Source organism: Intrasporangium sp., from assembly GCF_051961875.1.
Classification (GTDB): Bacteria; Actinomycetota; Actinomycetes; order Actinomycetales; family Dermatophilaceae; genus Intrasporangium_A.
In genome coordinates, this window is the sequence record NZ_JBQCCV010000314.1 from 1 (window position 1) to 17,886 (window position 17,886).

At 70.6% G+C, this 17,886-nt stretch carries 18 protein-coding genes; 11 read left to right on the forward strand and 7 right to left on the reverse strand.

Going from position 1 to position 17,886, the window contains the following annotated elements; genetic code table 11:
- Window positions 1–153: 153 nt before the first annotated feature.
- From ACTHJJ_RS19295 to iolC, 8 genes are all read left to right on the forward strand, one after another.
- Window positions 154–1,077 (forward strand): ribokinase, encoded by a 924-nt coding sequence (locus ACTHJJ_RS19295; RefSeq protein ID WP_440304572.1) that lies wholly within the window; start codon window positions 154–156, stop codon window positions 1,075–1,077.
- A gap of 45 nt (window positions 1,078–1,122) precedes the next feature.
- Window positions 1,123–1,818, forward strand: coding sequence for a deoxyribose-phosphate aldolase (gene deoC / locus ACTHJJ_RS19300; protein ID WP_440304573.1), 696 nt, complete (start codon window positions 1,123–1,125; stop codon window positions 1,816–1,818).
- A 20-nt stretch (window positions 1,819–1,838) separates the two neighbouring features.
- On the forward strand, window positions 1,839–2,582 hold the full coding sequence (locus tag ACTHJJ_RS19305) for a GntR family transcriptional regulator (RefSeq protein WP_440304574.1): 744 nt from the start codon (window positions 1,839–1,841) through the stop codon (window positions 2,580–2,582).
- Window positions 2,583–2,676: 94 nt separating this feature from the next.
- Window positions 2,677–3,651 (forward strand): nucleoside hydrolase, encoded by a 975-nt coding sequence (locus ACTHJJ_RS19310; protein WP_440304575.1) that lies wholly within the window; start codon window positions 2,677–2,679, stop codon window positions 3,649–3,651.
- Between the two features lie 25 nt (window positions 3,652–3,676).
- A complete protein-coding gene (locus ACTHJJ_RS19315; RefSeq protein WP_440304576.1) occupies window positions 3,677–4,297 on the forward strand; it encodes a class I SAM-dependent methyltransferase in 621 nt (206 codons plus the stop codon).
- Window positions 4,298–4,302: 5 nt separating this feature from the next.
- Entirely contained in the window at window positions 4,303–5,004 is a 702-nt protein-coding gene (locus tag ACTHJJ_RS19320) for a DNA alkylation repair protein (RefSeq protein WP_440304577.1), read from the forward strand.
- Window positions 5,001–6,320 carry an MATE family efflux transporter gene (locus tag ACTHJJ_RS19325; RefSeq protein WP_440304578.1) on the forward strand — a complete coding sequence of 440 codons (1,320 nt, stop codon included), beginning with the start codon at window positions 5,001–5,003 and terminating at the stop codon, window positions 6,318–6,320. Before ACTHJJ_RS19320 ends, ACTHJJ_RS19325 begins: the two co-directional genes overlap by 4 nt.
- A 135-nt stretch (window positions 6,321–6,455) precedes the next feature.
- Window positions 6,456–7,421 (forward strand): 5-dehydro-2-deoxygluconokinase, encoded by a 966-nt coding sequence (iolC, locus tag ACTHJJ_RS19330; RefSeq protein WP_440304579.1) that lies wholly within the window; start codon window positions 6,456–6,458, stop codon window positions 7,419–7,421.
- Window positions 7,422–7,898: 477 nt separating this feature from the next.
- Here the strand turns inward: iolC and rplI are convergent, their stop codons facing one another.
- The 6 genes from rplI to ACTHJJ_RS19360 form a co-directional block, all read right to left on the reverse strand.
- Entirely contained in the window at window positions 7,899–8,345 is a 447-nt protein-coding gene (rplI, locus tag ACTHJJ_RS19335) for a 50S ribosomal protein L9 (protein WP_440304580.1), read from the reverse strand.
- Window positions 8,346–8,377: 32 nt separating this feature from the next.
- Window positions 8,378–8,614: a 30S ribosomal protein S18 gene (gene rpsR / locus ACTHJJ_RS19340; RefSeq protein ID WP_034722198.1), complete on the reverse strand. Its 237-nt coding sequence runs from the start codon at window positions 8,612–8,614 to the stop codon at window positions 8,378–8,380.
- Between the two features lie 138 nt (window positions 8,615–8,752).
- Entirely contained in the window at window positions 8,753–9,391 is a 639-nt protein-coding gene (locus tag ACTHJJ_RS19345) for a single-stranded DNA-binding protein (RefSeq protein WP_440304581.1), read from the reverse strand.
- Window positions 9,392–9,442: 51 nt separating this feature from the next.
- Complete coding sequence (gene rpsF, locus ACTHJJ_RS19350; protein WP_034722194.1) at window positions 9,443–9,730, reverse strand: 30S ribosomal protein S6; 288 nt, start codon at window positions 9,728–9,730, stop codon at window positions 9,443–9,445.
- Between the two features lie 243 nt (window positions 9,731–9,973).
- Complete coding sequence (locus tag ACTHJJ_RS19355) at window positions 9,974–11,314, reverse strand: glycosyltransferase family 87 protein (protein WP_440304582.1); 1,341 nt, start codon at window positions 11,312–11,314, stop codon at window positions 9,974–9,976.
- A 6-nt stretch (window positions 11,315–11,320) separates the two neighbouring features.
- Complete coding sequence (locus ACTHJJ_RS19360; protein ID WP_440304583.1) at window positions 11,321–13,549, reverse strand: transglycosylase domain-containing protein; 2,229 nt, start codon at window positions 13,547–13,549, stop codon at window positions 11,321–11,323.
- Window positions 13,550–13,738: 189 nt separating this feature from the next.
- Between ACTHJJ_RS19360 and ACTHJJ_RS19365 the strand changes: the two genes are divergently transcribed.
- Entirely contained in the window at window positions 13,739–14,293 is a 555-nt protein-coding gene (locus ACTHJJ_RS19365) for a SigE family RNA polymerase sigma factor (protein ID WP_440304584.1), read from the forward strand.
- A complete protein-coding gene (locus ACTHJJ_RS19370) occupies window positions 14,290–15,393 on the forward strand; it encodes a hypothetical protein (protein ID WP_440304585.1) in 1,104 nt (367 codons plus the stop codon). Before ACTHJJ_RS19365 ends, ACTHJJ_RS19370 begins: the two co-directional genes overlap by 4 nt.
- 84 nt (window positions 15,394–15,477) lie before the next feature.
- Here the strand turns inward: ACTHJJ_RS19370 and ACTHJJ_RS19375 are convergent, their stop codons facing one another.
- Window positions 15,478–16,116 (reverse strand): helix-turn-helix domain-containing protein, encoded by a 639-nt coding sequence (locus tag ACTHJJ_RS19375; RefSeq protein ID WP_440304586.1) that lies wholly within the window; start codon window positions 16,114–16,116, stop codon window positions 15,478–15,480.
- Between the two features lie 86 nt (window positions 16,117–16,202).
- Between ACTHJJ_RS19375 and ACTHJJ_RS19380 the strand changes: the two genes are divergently transcribed.
- Window positions 16,203–17,819, forward strand: coding sequence for a flavin monoamine oxidase family protein (locus ACTHJJ_RS19380; RefSeq protein ID WP_440304587.1), 1,617 nt, complete (start codon window positions 16,203–16,205; stop codon window positions 17,817–17,819).
- Window positions 17,820–17,886 lie beyond the last annotated feature (67 nt).

The window sequence follows — 17,886 nt, forward strand, 5'->3', positions numbered from 1 at the left end:
AGCCGGAACAAACCCTGCCGCCGAGCCCGTTCCGTGCTCGGACCCCGGATCTCGGCCTGGTTCCTAGGACCGCCGGCCCAGGCCCCGGGAAAGCATGTCTATAGTTGTCCATAGACACATTTCCAGCACACCAAGCCCAAGGAGGGCGTCGTCATGCGGATCGCGGTGGTCGGTAGCTACGGCGTCGGGATGACCATGCGCCTGCCCCGGGTGCCCACGGCAGGCGAGACGCTGCCCGGCGGGGAGTTCTCGAGCGGCCACGGCGGCAAGGGCTCGAACCAGGCCGTCGCGGCGGCACGGCTCGGCGCCGAGGTCGCCTTCCTCACGGCGGTCGGCGACGACTCGATGGGGACCGACGCGCGCGAGCTGTGGCGAGCCGAGGGCATCGACGCCTCCGCCGTCGTCACCATCCCGCAGACCTCGACCATGGTCGGGATGATCCTCGTCGAGCCCTCCGGGGAGAACCGGATCGTCATCGCGCCGGGCGCCCTCGACCACCTGACCGCGGAGCACGTCGACACGTTCCGGCCCCACCTGGCCGCGGCCGACCTCGTCGTCGTCTCCCTCGAGATCCCCCTCGTGACCGCCGTCGCCGCCCTCCGCTGCGCCCACGAGACCGGCACCCCGACGCTCCTCAACCCCGCTCCCGCCCAACCGGTCCCGGACCACGTGTGGCCACTCGTGGACGTGGTGACGCCGAACCGGTCCGAGGCGGCCATCCTCCTCGGCCACGCCCCGGACAGTGACGAGCCGGCCGAGGCCCTCGCCACCGAGCTGCACGCCAAGGGCGTCGGCAGCGTCGTCGTCACCCTCGGCAGCGACGGAGCCCTGCTGCTCGACGACACCGGGACCCGCCGGCTCCCGGCGGTGGCACCCCGCGCCGTCGTCGACACGACCGGGGCCGGCGACGCCTTCACCGCCGGCCTCGCCGTCGAGCTCGCCCGCGGTGAGTCCCTCGACGCCGCAGCCAAGTTCGCGGCACGCGTCGGCGCCCACACCGTCTCCATCGCCGAGGTCATCCCGGCCCTGCCCCACCGCCGGGACCTCGACCCCGACCCCGCACCCGCCGCGCCCTGACACGACGGCCGGCCCAGCCCATACGCCTTAGGGAAAGGAACCCCCATGACCGACTTCGCCTCGCTCACCGGCCGTGAGCTCGCGCCATACATCCAGCACACCCTCATTGCGGTGGGCACCACGAGCGAGCAGGTGATCGCTCACGCGAAGGAGGCCATCGAGTACGGCTTCGACGCCGCGATGGTGGCCGGGTCGTGGGTGCCGCTCACCGTCGACGTCCTGCGCGGCACAGGGATCAAGGTCGCCTCCGCACTCGACTTCCCGACCGTCGGCGTGATGACGAGTGCCGGGAAGGCCGCCGAGGCGGCCGAGCTCGTCCGGCTCGGCGCCCAGGAGATCGACATGGGGGTGCAGGTCGGCTGGCTCAAGAGCGGCGACTACGACGGGTTCCGCGAGGACATCGCCGGCGTCGTCCGCGCGGCCGGGGTGCCGATCAAGGTCATGCTCGAGCTGCCCCTCCTCAGCGAGGACGAGAAGACCGCCGCCATCGAGCTCGCCTGCGAGGCCGGCGCGACCTACCTCAAGAACGCCTCGTCCGGACAGATCGAGGTGGCGAACCCCGAGAGCATCCGCTACCTCGTCGAGCGCGCGCCGGAGGGCGTCCTCGTCAAGGCGTCCGGCGGCATCAAGAGCCGCGACCAGATCGTCGCCCTGCTCTCAGCGGGCGCCGCTAAGGTCGGCACGAGTGCCGGCGTCCAGGTCGTCACCGACAGCACGAACGAGTCGACCGAGAGCTACTGACCGCAATGACGAATGGCCGTATGCCGCTGAGCGAGCTGGGCACGGACGGTCCTGCCACGCTCCACTCCCGCGTCTCCGGGTGGATCCGCTCCCAGATCGCGAGCGGCGCCTGGCCGGCCCACTTCCGGCTCAAGCCCGAGCCCGAGCTCGCCGTCGAGCTCGGGGTCAGCCGCGGCACCCTGCGGCGCGCCCTGTCGACGCTCATCGAGGAGGGTGCCCTCGTCCAGATCCGCGGCAAGGGCACCTTCGTCACCTCCACGATCGTCGAGCCGGCCATCGCCCAGAAGCTGACGAGCCTGGCCGAGGACTTCGCGAGCCAGGGCGTGGCCCTCACCACGCGGGTGCTCCGTGCCCGCGTCACCGTGCCGCCGCCGGCGGTCGTCGCGCTGCTCGAGCTGCCCGCGCGGGCCAAGATCTTCGAGCTCATCCGGCTGCGCAGCACCGAGGAGGGGCCGGTCGCGTTCCTCGCGAACTACGTCCGGACCGACCTCGCCCGCGGCATCGAGCGGGTCGACTTCGAGTCCGAGACGCTCTTCGGCACCCTCGCCGGCCGCTTCGGGCTGCACATCACCTCCGGTCGGCGCACCTTCACGGCGACCGCTGCCGACGAGGTGCAGGCCGGTCACCTCGACGTGCCCGTCGGCTCGCCGCTGCAGTACGTCGAGCAGGTCACCTACCTGGCCGGTGGCGAGCCGATCGAGTACTCCGACGTGTGGATCCGGTCCGACCGGCTTCGCGTCACCAGCATGCTGTCCCGTCGCTGACCCCGACCCCCGGGTGGCACCAGCTGGTCGCACCCTGACCGCGCCACCCCACGCCCCCTTGTCCCATCGCACTCCTCGTCACCCGGAGCCCCTCATGACCGTCCCCTTCATCCTCGACACCGACACCGCCCAGGACGACTGCGTCGCACTCATCGCCGGGCTGCTCGACCCCGAGGCCGACCTGCGCGCGATCACGATGGTCGCCGGCAACGTCGGCTTCGACAAGCAGGTCCGCAACGCCCACATGACCCTCAACGCCTGTGGCCGGCTGGGCACGGTGCCGATCCACCTCGGCTGCCGCCAGCCGATGGTCGTCCCGTGGGTCTCCGCCGAGAACGTCCACGGCGACGGCTCGGGTGGGCTCGACATGGACTTCACGGGGACCGGGACGCAGGACGAGCATGCCGTCGACGCCCTCATCCGGCTGACCGCCGAGGCGCCCGGCGAGCTGTCCATCGTCGCGATCGGGCCGCTGACGAACATCGCCATGGCCGCGGTCAAGGACCCGGCCTTCGTCGGCAACGTCAAGCGGCTCGTCATCATGGGCGGCTCGAACAACGGTCGCGGCAACATCACCGCCGCCGCCGAGTTCAACTTCTACGTCGACCCGCACGCGGCCAAGGTCGTCTTCGAGGCAGGCTTCGCCGACATCGTCGTCGTCCCGTGGGCACCGCTGACCCTGCAGGACGCGGTGTTCAGCCGGGAGCAGCTGGCCGGGATCGAGCAGCTCGGCACGCCCCTGTCGCGCTTCTTCCTCACGGTCTGTGGACCGACCCTCGCCTTCGACGAGAGCGTCGGGATCCCCGGCACGACGCACCCCGACTCCCTGTCCGTCGGCGTGCTGCTCCACCCCGAGCTCGCCGTCACGTCCGCGCCGTACCACGTCGCCGTCGAGACGGACTCCGAGCTGACCCGGGGCTACTCGGCCATGTCGTGGGGCGTCCACGGTCTGGAGCCGAACGCTACGGTGGTCGAGCACGCAGACGGCCCGGCGTTCCACAAGTGGATCAGCGGGTTCCTCGCGACGCGGACCGAGCCGAACCGGCCCTTCGAGGGCTGGGACGACTGAGCACCCGGGAGGCAGGAGGCGGGTCATGGGCTGGTGGAGCGAGACCGTCCTGCCACGGGTCATGGCCCGCACCACAGAGAACCGGGTCGTCGACCGCGAGCGTCGCCAGGTCTGCGCCGGGCTGACGGGGCGGCTTGTCGAGGTCGGCTTCGGCTCGGGTTCGAACCTGTCCTTCCTGCCTCCGGAGGTGACCGGCGTCTGGGCGGTCGAGCCGTCCGACACCGCCTGGCGCCTCTCCGACGGGGCGCGGTCGCGGGCAGGCATCCCCGTCGTCCGGGCCGGCCTCACCGGGGAGCACCTCGACCTCGCCGACGGCTCCATGGACTCGGCCCTGTCGACCCTGACGCTCTGCACCATCCCCGACCTGCCCCGCGCCCTCGCCGAGCTGCGCCGCGTCCTCAAGCCGAGCGGGGCTCTGCACTACCTCGAGCACGGCGTCGCCCCGGATGCCGGGACGGTCCGCTGGCAGCGCCGCATCGAGCCGTTCCAGAAGCGGTTCGTCGGCGGCTGCCACCTGACCCGCGACATCCCCATCCTGCTGCGCGAGGCGGGCTTCACCCTGGAGGCCACGTCAGCGGCATACCTCCCGCTGGCGAGCGTGAGCCGCCCCTGGTCCTACGTCTACCGCGGACGCGCAGTACGTTGAGCCACGTGACCGCCGCGAACACCGACCTCGTCGCGGCCGTCCGGGCGGCGCTCGAGGAGCGCGCGGACCCGGCGCGGGCGGCCGCGCAGCAGCGGTACATGAAGTCGGCCATGCCGTATCGCGGCCTCACCAGCCCGGAGCTCAAGCGGGCCCTCTCACCCGTGCTGAGGACGTTCGTGATGGGGTCACGCGAGGAGTGGCTGGCGACGATCGAGGCGCTCTGGTCGCGGGCAACCCACCGAGAGGAGTGGTATGCCGCTCTCTCGCTCGCGCGACACCGTCGCTATCACGGGTGGCTCGGTGACGAGGCAATGGCGTTGTGGGAGAAGCTGGTTCGCGAGGGCGCGTGGTGGGACGTCGTGGACGACATCGCAACGCACCTGGTCCGCGACACGCTGCTCGCCGCGCCCCACGTGGAGGCCGACCGGATGCGGCATTGGGCCAGCAGCGACTCGCTGTGGGTCCGGCGAGCCGCCATCCTCAGCCAGGTCGGAGCGCAGGACCGGCTCGACGAGGACTTGCTCGCCGACATCATCGCGCCGAACGTGACGGACCAGGAGTTCTTCATCCGCAAGGCGATCGGCTGGGCGCTGCGAGACCACGCCCGGGTCGCGCCGGGCTGGGTGCAGCGGTTCGTGGACCGCCATCCCGACCTCTCGCAGCTGTCGCGTCGGGAGGCGCTCAAGCACGTGGGGACGCCCGCGTGAGGACGGACCACCGGCGCGAGATCCTGCGGCTGGCGGTGCCGGCGTTCCTCGCGCTCATCGCCGAACCGCTCTTCCTCCTCGCCGACAGCGCCATCATCGGCCACCTCGGGACGGCGCAGCTCGCCGGGCTGGGCGTGGCGAGCGCCGCACTGCTCACCGCCTCCGGGATCTTCGTCTTCCTCGCCTACGGGACGACGAGCGTCGTGGCGCGCCATGTCGGGGCCGGGGACACGCGGTCGGCCGTGTCGGCCGGCATCGACGGGTTCTGGCTCGCGATCGGCCTCGGGGCCGTGACGGCGGGCGCCGTCGCGGTCTGGGCGGAGCCGATCTGTGCCCTCTTCGGGGCGGCTCCTGATGTGCTTGCCCAGGCGACGACGTACCTCCGGGTGTCTGCTCCCGGGCTGCCGGGGATGCTGGTCGTCCTCGCCGTGACCGGGGTGCTGCGGGGCCTGCAGGACACGACCACGCCGCTCGTCGTGTCCGTGTTCGGCTTCGGCGCCAACATCGCCCTCAACCTCGGCCTCGTCTATGGCCTCGGCTGGGGGATCGCCGGGTCCGCGTGGGGCACCGTCATCGCCCAGACCGCGATGGCGGCGGCCCTGATGGTCGTCCTCGTCCGGAAGGCCCGGGCGCTCGGCTCCCGGCTGCGGCCGCACCCGGGCCGGGTCCTCGCTGCGGCGCGCACCGGCGTACCGCTTCTCGTGCGGACCCTCGCACTGCGCACCACGCTGCTGCTGACGACGTGGGTGGCCGCCTCGATGGGCGATGTGACCCTGGCGGCGCACCAGGTCGCGATGACGATCTGGTCGTTCCTCGCCTTCGGGCTCGACGCCCTCGCCATCGCGGCCCAGGCCATCACCGGTCGCGCCCTCGGGGCCGGTGACCGGGCGGCCGTCCGGGATGCGATGGGCACGATGGTGCGCTGGGGCGTCTGGGGTGGGCTGGGACTTGGCCTACTCCTCGCCGCTGCGCATGGCGTCATACCGGCGCTCTTCACCTCGCAGACTGCGGTGCAGACGGCGTTGGGGGCGGCGCTGGTCGTCGTCGGGCTCGGTCAGGCGGTGTCCGGGTACGTCTTCGTGCTCGACGGCGTGCTCATCGGGGCCGGGGACGGGAAGTGGCTCGCGTGGGGCTACGTCGTGGCGCTCGTCGCCTACCTGCCGATCGTGCTCTGGGTCCGTGCCGCGGGGTCGACCGGTTCGGCGGTCCACGACGTCGTCGTCCTGTGGGTCGCCTTCACCGCCCTGATGGCGATCCGGGCCGTCGTCCTCGGCTGGCGGGCCCGGCAGGACGGCTGGATGCGGTTGGGCGCCTGAGCCAAGCCGTGAGGACCCGACCGAGCGCCAGCGAGGGAGGCCCGGAGCGGCGATCCGGGTATGAGGACCGGACCGCGTGCCCGATCATCCCGAACCGTGGTGGGATGGGAGGGAGGCGCACCGAGAGGAGCCGGCGTGACGACATACGACCTGGTCACGATGGGGCGAGTCGGGGTGGACCTGTATCCGCACCAGCACGATGTGCCGCTCGAGGTGGTGACGACCTTCGAGCGTTTCCTGGGCGGCAGCGCGGCGAACGTCTCTGTCGCCGCGGCCCGACACGGCCTGCGGGTGGCCCTCATCAGCCGGGTCGGCCATGACGCGTTCGGGCGGTTCGTCCGCTCGGAGCTGCTCCGGCTCGACGTCGACACGGAGTACGTCACGCCTGTCGACGACCCGACCCCGACGCCGCTGACCTTCTCCGAGATCTACCGGCCGGACCACTTCCCGCTGGTCTTCTACCGGTATCCGACGGCACCGGACCTCATGATCGAGCCGGAGTCGGTCCCGCTCGACGTGGTCCGCGACGCGCGGGCGTTCTGGGCGACGGGGACGGGCCTCAGCCAGGAGCCGAGCCGGTCGGCCCACCATGCGGCCTGGGACGCCCGAGGTCGGCGTCCCTGGACAATCCTCGACCTCGACTACCGCCCGTCCTTCTGGCCCTCCCCCGAGGCTGCTGCGGAGCAGCTCGGGCAGGCGCTGCCCAAGGTGACCGCCGTCGTGGGGACGGTCGAGGAGTGCACGCTCGTCACCGGCCATACCGACCCGACCGACGCCGCCGAGGCCCTGATGGGCCACGGGCTGGAGCTTGTCGTCGTCAAGAAGGGGGAGCAGGGCGTGCTCGCGAGCTCAGCGGAAGGGCTGCTCGAGCTGCCAGGGTTCCCGACCGAGGTCGTCAACGGGCTCGGCTCGAGCGACGCGTTCGGCGGTGCGCTCGTGCATGGCCTGCTGAGCGGCTGGGACCTGCGCCGCGTACTCACCTTCGCCGGGATCGCCCGATCCATCGTCGCGTCCCGGCTCGAGGCCTCGACCGCGATGCCGACGAGCCCCGAGGTCGACCACCTGCTCGACGACGAGGGTCTACAGGACGAGTTCTCCTGAGGGGCTGGGCCGCCTCCACGTGCAGTCACGCGGTCGCTATCCCGCTGCCCCGCTCAGAGGGGCAAGGGGCCCGCTGCCCCGCTCAGAGGGGCAAGGGGCCCGCTGACCCGCTCAGAGGGGCAAGGGGCCCGCTGCCCCGCTCAGAGGTGCAGGGGATCAGGGCGCGGAACAGGGAGCCCACCCTGAGAGGGAGGGGCAGGTGTTGCCCGCACAAAAGAAGAACCCGCTCCTGCTGACCACGTCGCCGAACTCGGCCAGCAGGAGCGGGTGCCCTTGGACTCGATGACCCGACAGGGGGAGGTTGGTCACCGAGCCGTTCAGGAGCAACTCACATGTATGACTATGAGGGGCGAAGCTTAAAGAACCCTGAACCAGCCCTCCCAGTTCCCTGCCGGTGCCTGACCGGCCTTCCGAAACGGCGAAGGGCCCGGTTCCCCGTGGAACCGAGCCCTTCGCTCGAGTGTCTCGCGCCGTCGCTCAGGCGGGCACGACCTCGAACTTGACCGTGGCGGCAACCTCCGGGTGCAGGCGGACCGTCGCCTGGTAGGAGCCGACCGTCTTGATCGCGTGCTTGACCTCGATCTTGCGCTTGTCGAGCGCCGGACCACCAGCGGCCTTGACGGCCTCGGCGATGTCACCGCTCGAGACGGCGCCGAAGAGGCGGCCCGAGTCGCCGGCCTTGGCCGGGACCTGGACGGACTGCGCCTCGAGGCGGCCCTTGATGTCCTTGGCCGTGTCGAGGTCACGGATCGCGCGGGTCTCGCGACCCTTGGTCAGGGCGTCGACCTGCTTCTGGCCACCCTTGGTCCACGGCGTCGCGAGACCGCGCGGCAGCAGGTAGTTGCGGCCGTAGCCGTCCTTGACCTCGACGACGTCACCAGCGCCACCGAGACCGGTGACCTCCTGGGTCAGAATCAACTTCATCGCAGCTTCTCCTTGCTTCTTCTCGAGCGGACTCAGCGAGCCGAGCTCGAGTAGGGCAGCAGAGCCATCTCACGGGCGTTCTTGACGGCCGTGGCGATGAGGCGCTGCTCCTGGACGGACACGCCGGTCACCCGACGAGCGCGGATCTTGCCGCGGTCGGAGATGAACTTGCGCAGCAGCGCGGTGTCCTTGTAGTCGATGTTCTCGACCTTCGCCGCCTTGAGCGGGTTGGCCTTCTTCTTGGGCTTGCGAATGGCGGGCTTGGCCATCGTGGTGCTCTCCTTTGGTTGAGAGCCCGGGGTTCGTGCCCCGGGATGGGTTGTTACTTGTCTCTATGCCGCTCAGCGAGCGAGCGGCGAACGCTGCCTTGATCTCCGGCCGAGTAGCGACCGAACAGAGCTGCCGAACTAGAAGGGCGGCTCGTCGTAGCTCGGGGCGTTGCTGCCCCAGCCGCCCTGCTGACCGCCAGCCTGCTGGCCACCGGGCTGTCCAGCAGGCTGCCCGGAGCTCGGACCGCCGGGCTGACCCCAGCCGCCCTGCTGCGGGCTCCCACCGGACTGGCTCCAGCCGCCGCCGGCCTGGCCCTGGCTCTGGCCACCGGTGGCCCACGGGTCGTCGCCGCCCTGCTGGCCACTCCAGCCGCCACCCTGCTGGCCGCCGCTGAAACCGCCGCCGCCACCGCGCTGCGTCTTGTTGACCTTGGCGGTCGCGCTGCGCAGGGACGGGCCGATCTCGTCGACGTCCATCTCGATGACGGTCCGCTTCTCGCCCTCCTTGGTCTCGTAGGAACGAGACTTCAGGCGGCCGGAGGCGATGACCCGCATGCCGCGCTGGAGCGACTCGGCGACGTTCTCCGCCGCGTCACGCCAGATCGAGCAGCGCATGAAGAGCGTCTCGCCGTCCTTCCACTCGTTGCTGTTCCGGTCGAACGTGCGCGGAGTGGAGGCGACGGTGAAGTTCGCCACCGCGGCACCCGACGGCGTGAACCGCAGCTCGGGGTCGGCGGTGAGGTTGCCGATGATGGTGATGACGGTGTCGCCTGCCATGGGATCAGTCCTTCGTCAGTGGGTGAGCTTGAGGAGATCGCTGATGGTGGATCAGGCGCCGGGGCGCAGCAGCTTGGTGCGCATGATCGACTCGCTGAGGTTCAGCTGTCGGTCAAGCTCCTGGGCCGTGGCCGGCTCAGCCGTGAAGTTGACGACGGCGTAGATGCCCTCGGACTTCTTCTTGATGTCGTAGGCCAGGCGGCGGCGGCCCCAGATGTCGACGTTGTCGACGGTGCCGCCATCCTTCTTGACCACCTGAAGGAACTTGTCCACCGTCGTGCCGACGGTGCGCTCCTCGGTCTCGGGGTCGAGGATGACCATGAGTTCGTACTGACGCATGCTTCTAACCCACCTCCTCTGGTCTCGGCGGTCGCGGGTCTTTCCCGTGACAGGAGGGTTGCAACACGTCCCGCCGTGCCCGGGTCCACCCTTGCAGATCGGGCCGACACAGGGTCTGGCTCATCCACAAGGAGCGGGAGGTACACGGCGAACCCGGCAAGACTACCGGGCGGGGCGGCATACTCCGAAATCGAAGGACGACGGCAGCCGGCCCCCGGGCGCTGAACGGCGGGACGCGGAAGGTCAGGCGAAGCGCACGAGGACTGCGTCGTCGGCCCCCGCCATCGGACCGGCCAGGTCGTCCCACTCGGCGTTCGGCTCGGCCGGTGGCGTCAACCGTTCGCGCACGCGAAGCCACACCGACACGACGAGCCACAAGACCGCGACGGCCCGGAGCATCGAGAAGCCGGCGTACCACGAGCTGGGAAGGCCACGGTCCGGGACCGTGGTGGCGGCGATAACGAGCCAGACGGCGACGAAGTTGACCGCCTCACCGGTGGCCCAGATGAGGTGGTCACGCCAGGGCACGGCGGCGAGCGCGACGAGTGGCACGAGCCAGAGCGAGCTCTGCACGGTGAACGACTTGCCGGTCACGAGGACGAGCCCGACCATGACGAGCGAGATCTCGGCGACGGTGGGCCGGCGCGCCGAGGACAGGGCCAGCACCGCGCCGAGGAGGACGGCGAGCACCCAGCCGACGACGGCGAGCGCGGTGACCAGGCCGGTGGGCAGCGGGTGCCCGGCGAACTGCGGCAGGAGCCACGGTGAGCCGTACCCGGGTCCGGCCGTCGCCCAGTCTGCGTAGGACGACGCCGCGGCCTCGGGATTGAGCAGCCACGTCGCGGCGAGGACGGCGAGGAAGACCAGCACCGCGTACCCTGCGGTCCGCCCGTAAGCCCGGAGCCGTCCGGACCGGAGGGCGAGCAACCCGATCGCGATGAGGATGAGCACGGGGTAGGACCTCGCCGCCATGGCCAGCCCGAGGAGCACCCCGGCCGCGGTCGTGTGCCGTTTGCCCCACACCCACATCCCGGCGGTCGCGAGCGCCACTCCCACCGCGTCCGCCGAGACGAACGCGACGAGGGCGACGACCGGCGACAGGGCGATGTGGGCCGCGAGCCACGGGCGCCGCACGGATCCGGCCACCAGCCAGATCATCGCGATGACGAGAACGGTCGTGATGACGGCCCACAGGCCGAAGTACCACGCGACCTGCGAGCTCTGGCTGCCGCCAGGCACGAGGCTGCCGACGAGCATGAGGAAGAAGCCCGTCAGGGGCGGCTGCCCCGTCACAGGCGCGCCGGCACCGCCCTGCAGGTATGCCGTTATCCCCCGTCCCAGCCCCGAGTCGCGGTAGGCGTTCGGCAGGTCCGCGTAACAGGCGTGCCAGAACTGCCCGGTCCCGTTCCAGCCCGTGCGCAGGCATGGTGCCCGGAAGAGGATCCCGAAGCCGAGCGGCAGCGCCGCGAGCGCCGTGAGGATCGCGGCGGTCCCCTGCCAGCGACGACGCGGGCGAGCGGCATACGCGCCCATCGGGCCGCCGATGCCCTCGGAGGCCGCGCGCGCGACGGGATCGGACGCCAAGGACGCCTACTTGGTAGTGGTGGTGGACGGCTGCGGCCCCCCGCCTGGGCCTGGCGGGAAGAGCGTGACTCGTGGCCTGGTCGACGATGGTGGCTCCGTCACGGACGGCTGCGGGGGCGCCTCGCTCGTCGTGGTCGGCGGCGCGGTGGTCGTCGGCGGGGCCTCGGTCGTGGTCGGCGCCTCCGTCGTCGTGGGCGCCTCCGTGGTCGTCGGCGCCTCCGTGGTGGTCGGGGCCTCGGTCGTGGTCGGCGCCACGCGGCTGTCACCGACACCGACCCGAGCCGGGAACGGCAGGACCTCGACGCCCTCGAGGGTCGGACGCATGTAGTCGAGCCAGATGTTGGCCGGCACCGAGTAGCCGTACTGGTCGGCGCCCTCGGACGCGCTCAGGCTGAGGTTGCTCTTGCCCTCGTCGGCCGGGTTCGGCTTGTAGATGAGGACGGACGTGGCCAGTTGGGGAACGAAGCCCGAGAACCACTTGGACTTGTTCTCCTCGGACGTTCCGGTCTTGCCGGCAACGGGTCGGTCGCCGAGGCCTCCGCGCGAGGCGGGAAGACCGATCCGGGTGGCGGTGCCGCCGGGCTTGACGGTGTAGGTCATCGCGTCGGTGACGTCGGCCGTGACGTCCTTGTCGAAGGCACGCTTCGTCTGCGGCTTCGCCTCGTAGCTGAAGTCCGAGGTGGTCGCGGTGACCTTCTTGACGATGTAGGGCTGGCTCCGGATGCCCTGGGACGCAATGGTCGAGTAGGCCGAGGCCATGTCGATCACGTGCGGCGAGGACGTACCGAGGACGTTCGTGAGGTCGGTCTTGAGGCCGGAGGTGTCGGCGGGAATGCCGGCGTCGATGGCGGCCTGCTTCGTCTTGGCCGGGCCGATCTTCTCGTTGAGCGCGACGAAGGCCGTGTTGATCGAGCGGCCGACCATCCGGCGCATGTCGACCTGCCCATAGGACCGGTTGTCGTAGTTGTTGATGGGGTGCCCGACGCCCGGGAAGTCCTGCGGCGTGTCGCCGTCGAACCGGGTCTTCGTCGAGATCCCATCGCGGACCGCGGCGAGGACCGCGAACGGCTTGAAGTTGGACCCTCCCTGCAGCTCGGCCTGGGTGGCTGAGTTCCACTGGGACTTGGCGTAGTCCGCCCCGCCGTACAGGGCGACGACGGCGCCGTCACCCGGCCGGACCGAGACGAGGCCGCCGTGCACCTTGGCCGGCAGGTTGTTGTTCATCGCCTGGACCGCGGCGTCCTGGGCCTTCTTCTCGATGGTGGTGGTGACGCGTAGGCCGCCCTGGTCGATGTCCTTGTCGGAGAGGCCGATCGCCCTGAGCTCCTTGCGGACCTCGGAGGTGATGTAGCCGGTCGGGCCGGAGGTCTGGGCGGCGGCCTTGCGGGGCAGGATCTTCGGCAGCTTGGTCCACTTCGCCCGCTCCTGCGGGCTGAGCCAGCCCTGGTCCACCATGCCGTCGAGGACCCACGCGTAGCGGTTCTGGAGGTTCTGCAGGGCCTTGGCGCCGTTCGCCGGGTCGTAGTACTCCGGCGCGTTCATGATCGACGCGAGGACCGCGCCCTCACCGACGGACAGCTTGGAGACGTCCTTGCCGAAGTAGGTCCGGGCCGCGCTCTGGATGCCCGAGGCGCCACGCCCGTAGTAGATCGTGTTGAGGTAGTTCTCCAGGATCTGGTCCTTCGACATCTGGCTGTCGATCTTGACCGAGATGAGGATCTCCTTGGCCTTGCGGGAGATCGTCCGGTCCTGGGTGAGGAAGTAGTTCTTGACGTACTGCTGGGTGATCGTCGAGCCGCCGACCTGCGCCTCGCCCGTGACACTCGTCTTGACCGCGCGGAGGATGCCGGGAATCGAGATGCCGTTGTTGCTGTAGAAGCTGCGGTCCTCGGCCGCGAGGTGCGCCTCCTGGACGTCCTTGGGCACCTTGGTGATCGGCACGGACTCGCGGTTGCCCTCGCTGACGGAGAAGCGGGCCATCTCGGTCTTGCCGTCCGCGTAGTAGACGATCGACGTCTGCGCGTTCGCGAGGTCGTTCGGCTGCGGGATCGCCGTCTGGTTGTAGGCCCACACGACGCCGACGGCACCGATGACGAGCAGGGCGAGGAACGAGAGCGAACCCCACTTGAGGGTGGGGACGAGCCAACGCCGCCAGCCGGTACGCTTCGCTTTGCCATTGCGACGCTTGGCGGCGGCCAGCTGTGCGGCGCGCACCTCTTGCCTGCTTCGTGTCACTGGATCACTTTCCGCTCGTGGATCGACCCGGTGAGGGACGCCGGGCCGCGTATCAGTATGACCGCCCGGCCCGCGTGCGCCGAAACTCACGAGCAACGCCACGCTGAGCGGCATACCGATGAGGCCGTATGCCGCCCACCTAGCCGGCCCGATGCAACCTTTCCGCGGGGCTCGGTGGTCGGGTTGGATGTGACGACATCGACCGGGGCCGCGGTGCTGCTGCCCGAAGCGCTGAGGGGAGCCGGCGTGGCACAGCACGAGGAGTTCGACGCATTCGTCGCCGCGCGGTCGACGGCGCTGCTGCGGACCGCGGTCCTGCTGACCCGCGACGTCGGGCTGGCAGAGGATCTGGTGCAGACGGCACTGGCGAAGACGTGGTTCGCGTGGCGGCGGATCGAGGTGACGCCCGAGGCGTACACGCGCCGGGTCCTCGTCAACACCTACGCGAGCGGGTGGCGTCGGAAGTGGAACGGCGAGCAGCCCAGTGAGGAGCTGCCCGAGCCGGGCGGTGGCCGGGCTGGTCACGAGAGCGCCCGCGTGGATGACCGCAGGGACCTGTGGGCTGCGCTGGGGCGGCTGCCGAAGCGGCAGCGCGCGATCGTCGTGCTGCGGTACTACGAGGACCTGTCCGAGCAGGAGACGGCCGACGCCATGGGCTGCTCCGTCGGCACGGTCAAGAGCCAGGCGAGTCGCGCCCTGGCGAAGCTGCGAGTGGACCCGGCGCTGATGGAGGCGCAGTCATGAACATGACCGACCTGAAGCAGGACCTGGACAGCCTGGTCCGCGACGTGAGCGCCGACGACCGGCTTGCCGCCGGCGTTGCCTCAAAGGTGCGGGCGCGCAAGCGGGCCAGGGCTGCAGGGGTGGGCGCGGCCTGTGTGGCGCTGCTGGCCCTCGGAGCCGGGGTGACGACCCAGCTCAACGGCGGAGCTCGCACGCCCACGCCGGCCACGAGCGGCCATGCGATGCCACAACCGACACCGACGATCACCGGCACCGACGGCATGCCCACCCGCGCAGTGCCACTCGCTCCCGGTGACCTCGTCAAGGACGGCCTGCGCTTCCGGGCCGGCGTGGCGGGCGCGAGACTGGCGGCGGGAGCGATCGGGACGCCGGGGCAGCCCTCTCTGGAGCTCGAGTGGACGCCAACGACAACCCGGGTCACTATCGCCGCCCAGTGCTGGGCGGTGGAGGCAGGGGCCGACGGTGTGCCCGCGGTGGATCTGCAGGTCAGCCTCGACGGATCCTCCCAGATGGACCTCCAAGGCGCTTGCGTACCAGGCTCTCCACTACCAGTGCTCAACGCCACGGGCCTGACGCCGGGTAAGACGGGGGCCGGCTGGGACCTACTGCAAGTGGGCCACCCAGCCCGACTGACGTTCCGCACCATCAATGGCAAGACCGGGAAGCCCGTCACTGACAAGTCGGTCCGCATTACCGCCGCCGTCTACTACCGGGGACCGGAACAGCTCATCATGGACCCGACGACCGGTGAGGCCCTTGTGGCGCTGCCCGAGCAGATCGAGCACGAGGGCCATCGGTACGGACTGGCCAGACTGGTCAGTGGGCCGTCCGACGAGAAGCTTGCCGCAGCGCAGACACCGGCCGGAGAGCCGTTCCTCGTCACGTTCGGAGCGGTTGGCGCCGGCTCCGTGACCGACTCCCTGGTGCCGATCGGGGTCCGGCTCACCGGTCTGAGCCTCGACACCGGGGTGCTCGAAGGCGGTTGGACCACGGTGCCGGAGCCGGCCCGGATGGCTGGGTCGGTGGAGCTGGTCCGGGAGGGACCGCGGACCAGCTCGCGCGGAGTCGACTTCGTGGCGATCTACACGCTCGACAACTAACACAGGAGTCGAATACCGGGCCCGCGTCTCGAAACGTCCGGGCGACGCCACGCTGAGCGGCATACAGACAAGGGGGTATGCCGCTCAGCCCGCTCCCGCGGGCTGGTCGACGTCGTCCACCGTCGGCTGGGTACTGCCGGGCGTGGGCGGACTGAGGACCCAGGCGACCTCGGCGGGCACGGTCCCCGAGTTTCGCAGCCGATGGGGCACGCTGCTCGGGAAGACGATGGTGTCCCCGGCCTCCAGCGTGTGGGTCTCGTCGGGAAGCTCGACCGTGACGGTGCCCGCGGTGCAGAGGAGGACTTCGTCCGACTCGTCGTGACGGTACGGGTCCGGACCGGTGGACGCACCGGCCGCGAACTCCACGACATACAGCTCGACGTGGCCGAAGGGGGGCCGCACCGCGAGCCATTTCGTCACCCCGTGTGCAGCGGTCAGCCTCGGGCGGTCCTCCCGCCGCAGGACGCGGCCGGCCGGGACGTGCCCGGGCTCGACGAGGTCGGCCATCGACACGTCCAGCGACGTCGCGATGCGCCGCAGGGTCGCAAGACTGGCGTTCGTACGACCGTTCTCGAGCTGGCTCAGGAAGCTCGCGGTGACCCCTGCCTGCAGACCGAGAGCGCGCTGGCTCAGCCGCCGCGCCCGCCGCCACCGGGCGACCTGTGGCCCGACGCCCTCCTCTGCCGCCTGCGTGCTGGTCTTCCGCTCCCTGGCCCCCTCCACGGCCCCATATTCGCACAACCATTGACCGTCATTGCCGGCACTGTTTAACTGCGCTTAACCATCTGTTAAGTGATAGGAGTTCCGCCTTGGCTCCACGACGTGGTTCCCTCCCCCTGACCGTCCAGCTGCAACGGATCCTTGCCGCCCACGGTGTCTCCGAGCGCACCGGTCGCCCGGTCGAGGAAGTCCTCGAAGAGGCATCCACCCCCAGCCAGCTGCCGACCCGCCGAACGGTGCTGCGAGCCGCCGGCGCCATCGGCCTCGCCGGAGCAGCAGTCGCCGGCACCCCCCGTCCCGCGCCGGCCGCGCCCGCCTCCAAGCCCAGTGTCGCCATCGTCGGAGCCGGTCTCGCGGGCCTGTGCGCCGCCCACTGGCTCTGGACCGTCAAGGGCATCGCGGCGACGGTCTACGAGGGGAACACTCGCGCCGGCGGTCGCTGCCACACCCTGCACGACTTCTTCAGCGACGGCGTCAGCGTCGAGCACGGCGGGGCCTTCATCAACACCGACCACGCGGCCCTGCGCAGCCTCTGCAACACGCTCGGTCTCACCCTCGACGTCGTCGGCGGCGGCAACTACCTCGGCAAGTCCGACAAGTACTGGATCGACGGGGCCGACTACCCCTACGCCGCCGCGAACGCCGACTGGAGGGAGGCCTACAGCGCCTTCAAGTCCGCCCTCGCCTCCGCGCCCTACCCCCAGACGTACGACACCCACACGGCTGCCGGCGTGACGCTCGACAACATGACCGTCGACGAGTGGATCAACGCGAACATCTCGGGCGGGGTCAACAGCCGGTTCGGCAAGCTCCTGCAGAGCAACGCCATCGCCGAGAACGGCCTCGACACCAGTGAGCAGTCCGCTCTGGGCCTCATCTACCTGCTCGGCTGGAACGGACAGAACTCGCTCAGCCCCATCAGCGGCGGTGACGAGAAGTACCACGTCCGTGGCGGCAACAACCAGATCGTCGACCGCCTCATGGCGGCGCTGCCGGCGGGCACGGTCCGCTACGGCCACAAGCTCACGGCGGTGCGGCAGCCGGAGGGGGGACCGGTCACCCTGACCTTCCAGACCGGGGCGCGCTTCGTCGACGTCCGGGCCGACCGCGTCATCCTCGCGCTGCCGTTCACCACCTTGCGCGACTGCGACCTGACCCAGTCCGGCTTCTCGGCGATCAAGCGGCGCACCATCGCAGAGCAGGGACTCGGCGCCAACGCGAAGCTCCACGTCGAGGTGCGCGAGCGGCCCTGGATCACGCAGGGGTACGGCGGAGCGGCGTACACGAACCCCGCAGGTTTCCAGTGCGGTTGGGACGACACGTCCGGAGCGCTGCAGCCCGGTGGCGTCTACAACTTCTTCCCGGGCGGCACCCAGGTGACGGCCGGCTGGAAGGGCGAGGCGTTCGGCCCAGCACCTGCGGCCCAGGTGTCGCAGTACCTCGCCCAGCTCGAGCCGATCTTCCCCGGCGTCAGTGCGGCCTACACCGGCAAGGCGTACCGCGACTTCTGGCACGCCAACCCCTGGTCGAAGGGCGCCTACACCTGCCTGCGTCCGGGGCAGTTCACCTCGATCTTCGGCAACGGCGCCGTCCCGGAGGGCGCGGTCCACTTCGCCGGTGAGCACACGAGCAACGAGTTCTACGGGTTCCTCAACGGCGCGGTCGAGACGGGTGAGCGCGCCGCGAAGGCGGTCGCCCTGTCCTGACACCGCTGGTCGCCACGGCGATGAGCGAGAGTGCGGCCGGGCACCCCGGGGGGGGGGGGGGGGGGGG

Excerpts from the sequence above, each read along its gene's own strand:
- ACTHJJ_RS19295 (WP_440304572.1), top strand. The coding sequence starts at position 154 with ATGCGGATCGCGGTGGTCGGTAGCTACGGCGTCGGGATGACCATGCGC.
- deoC (WP_440304573.1), top strand. The coding sequence starts at position 1,123 with ATGACCGACTTCGCCTCGCTCACCGGCCGTGAGCTCGCGCCATACATC.
- ACTHJJ_RS19305 (WP_440304574.1), top strand. The coding sequence starts at position 1,839 with ATGCCGCTGAGCGAGCTGGGCACGGACGGTCCTGCCACGCTCCACTCC.
- ACTHJJ_RS19310 (WP_440304575.1), top strand. The coding sequence starts at position 2,677 with ATGACCGTCCCCTTCATCCTCGACACCGACACCGCCCAGGACGACTGC.
- ACTHJJ_RS19315 (WP_440304576.1), top strand. The coding sequence starts at position 3,677 with ATGGGCTGGTGGAGCGAGACCGTCCTGCCACGGGTCATGGCCCGCACC.
- rplI (WP_440304580.1), bottom strand. The coding sequence starts at position 8,345 with ATGAAGTTGATTCTGACCCAGGAGGTCACCGGTCTCGGTGGCGCTGGT.
- rpsR (WP_034722198.1), bottom strand. The coding sequence starts at position 8,614 with ATGGCCAAGCCCGCCATTCGCAAGCCCAAGAAGAAGGCCAACCCGCTC.
- ACTHJJ_RS19345 (WP_440304581.1), bottom strand. The coding sequence starts at position 9,391 with ATGGCAGGCGACACCGTCATCACCATCATCGGCAACCTCACCGCCGAC.
- rpsF (WP_034722194.1), bottom strand. The coding sequence starts at position 9,730 with ATGCGTCAGTACGAACTCATGGTCATCCTCGACCCCGAGACCGAGGAG.
- ACTHJJ_RS19370 (WP_440304585.1), top strand. The coding sequence starts at position 14,290 with ATGAACATGACCGACCTGAAGCAGGACCTGGACAGCCTGGTCCGCGAC.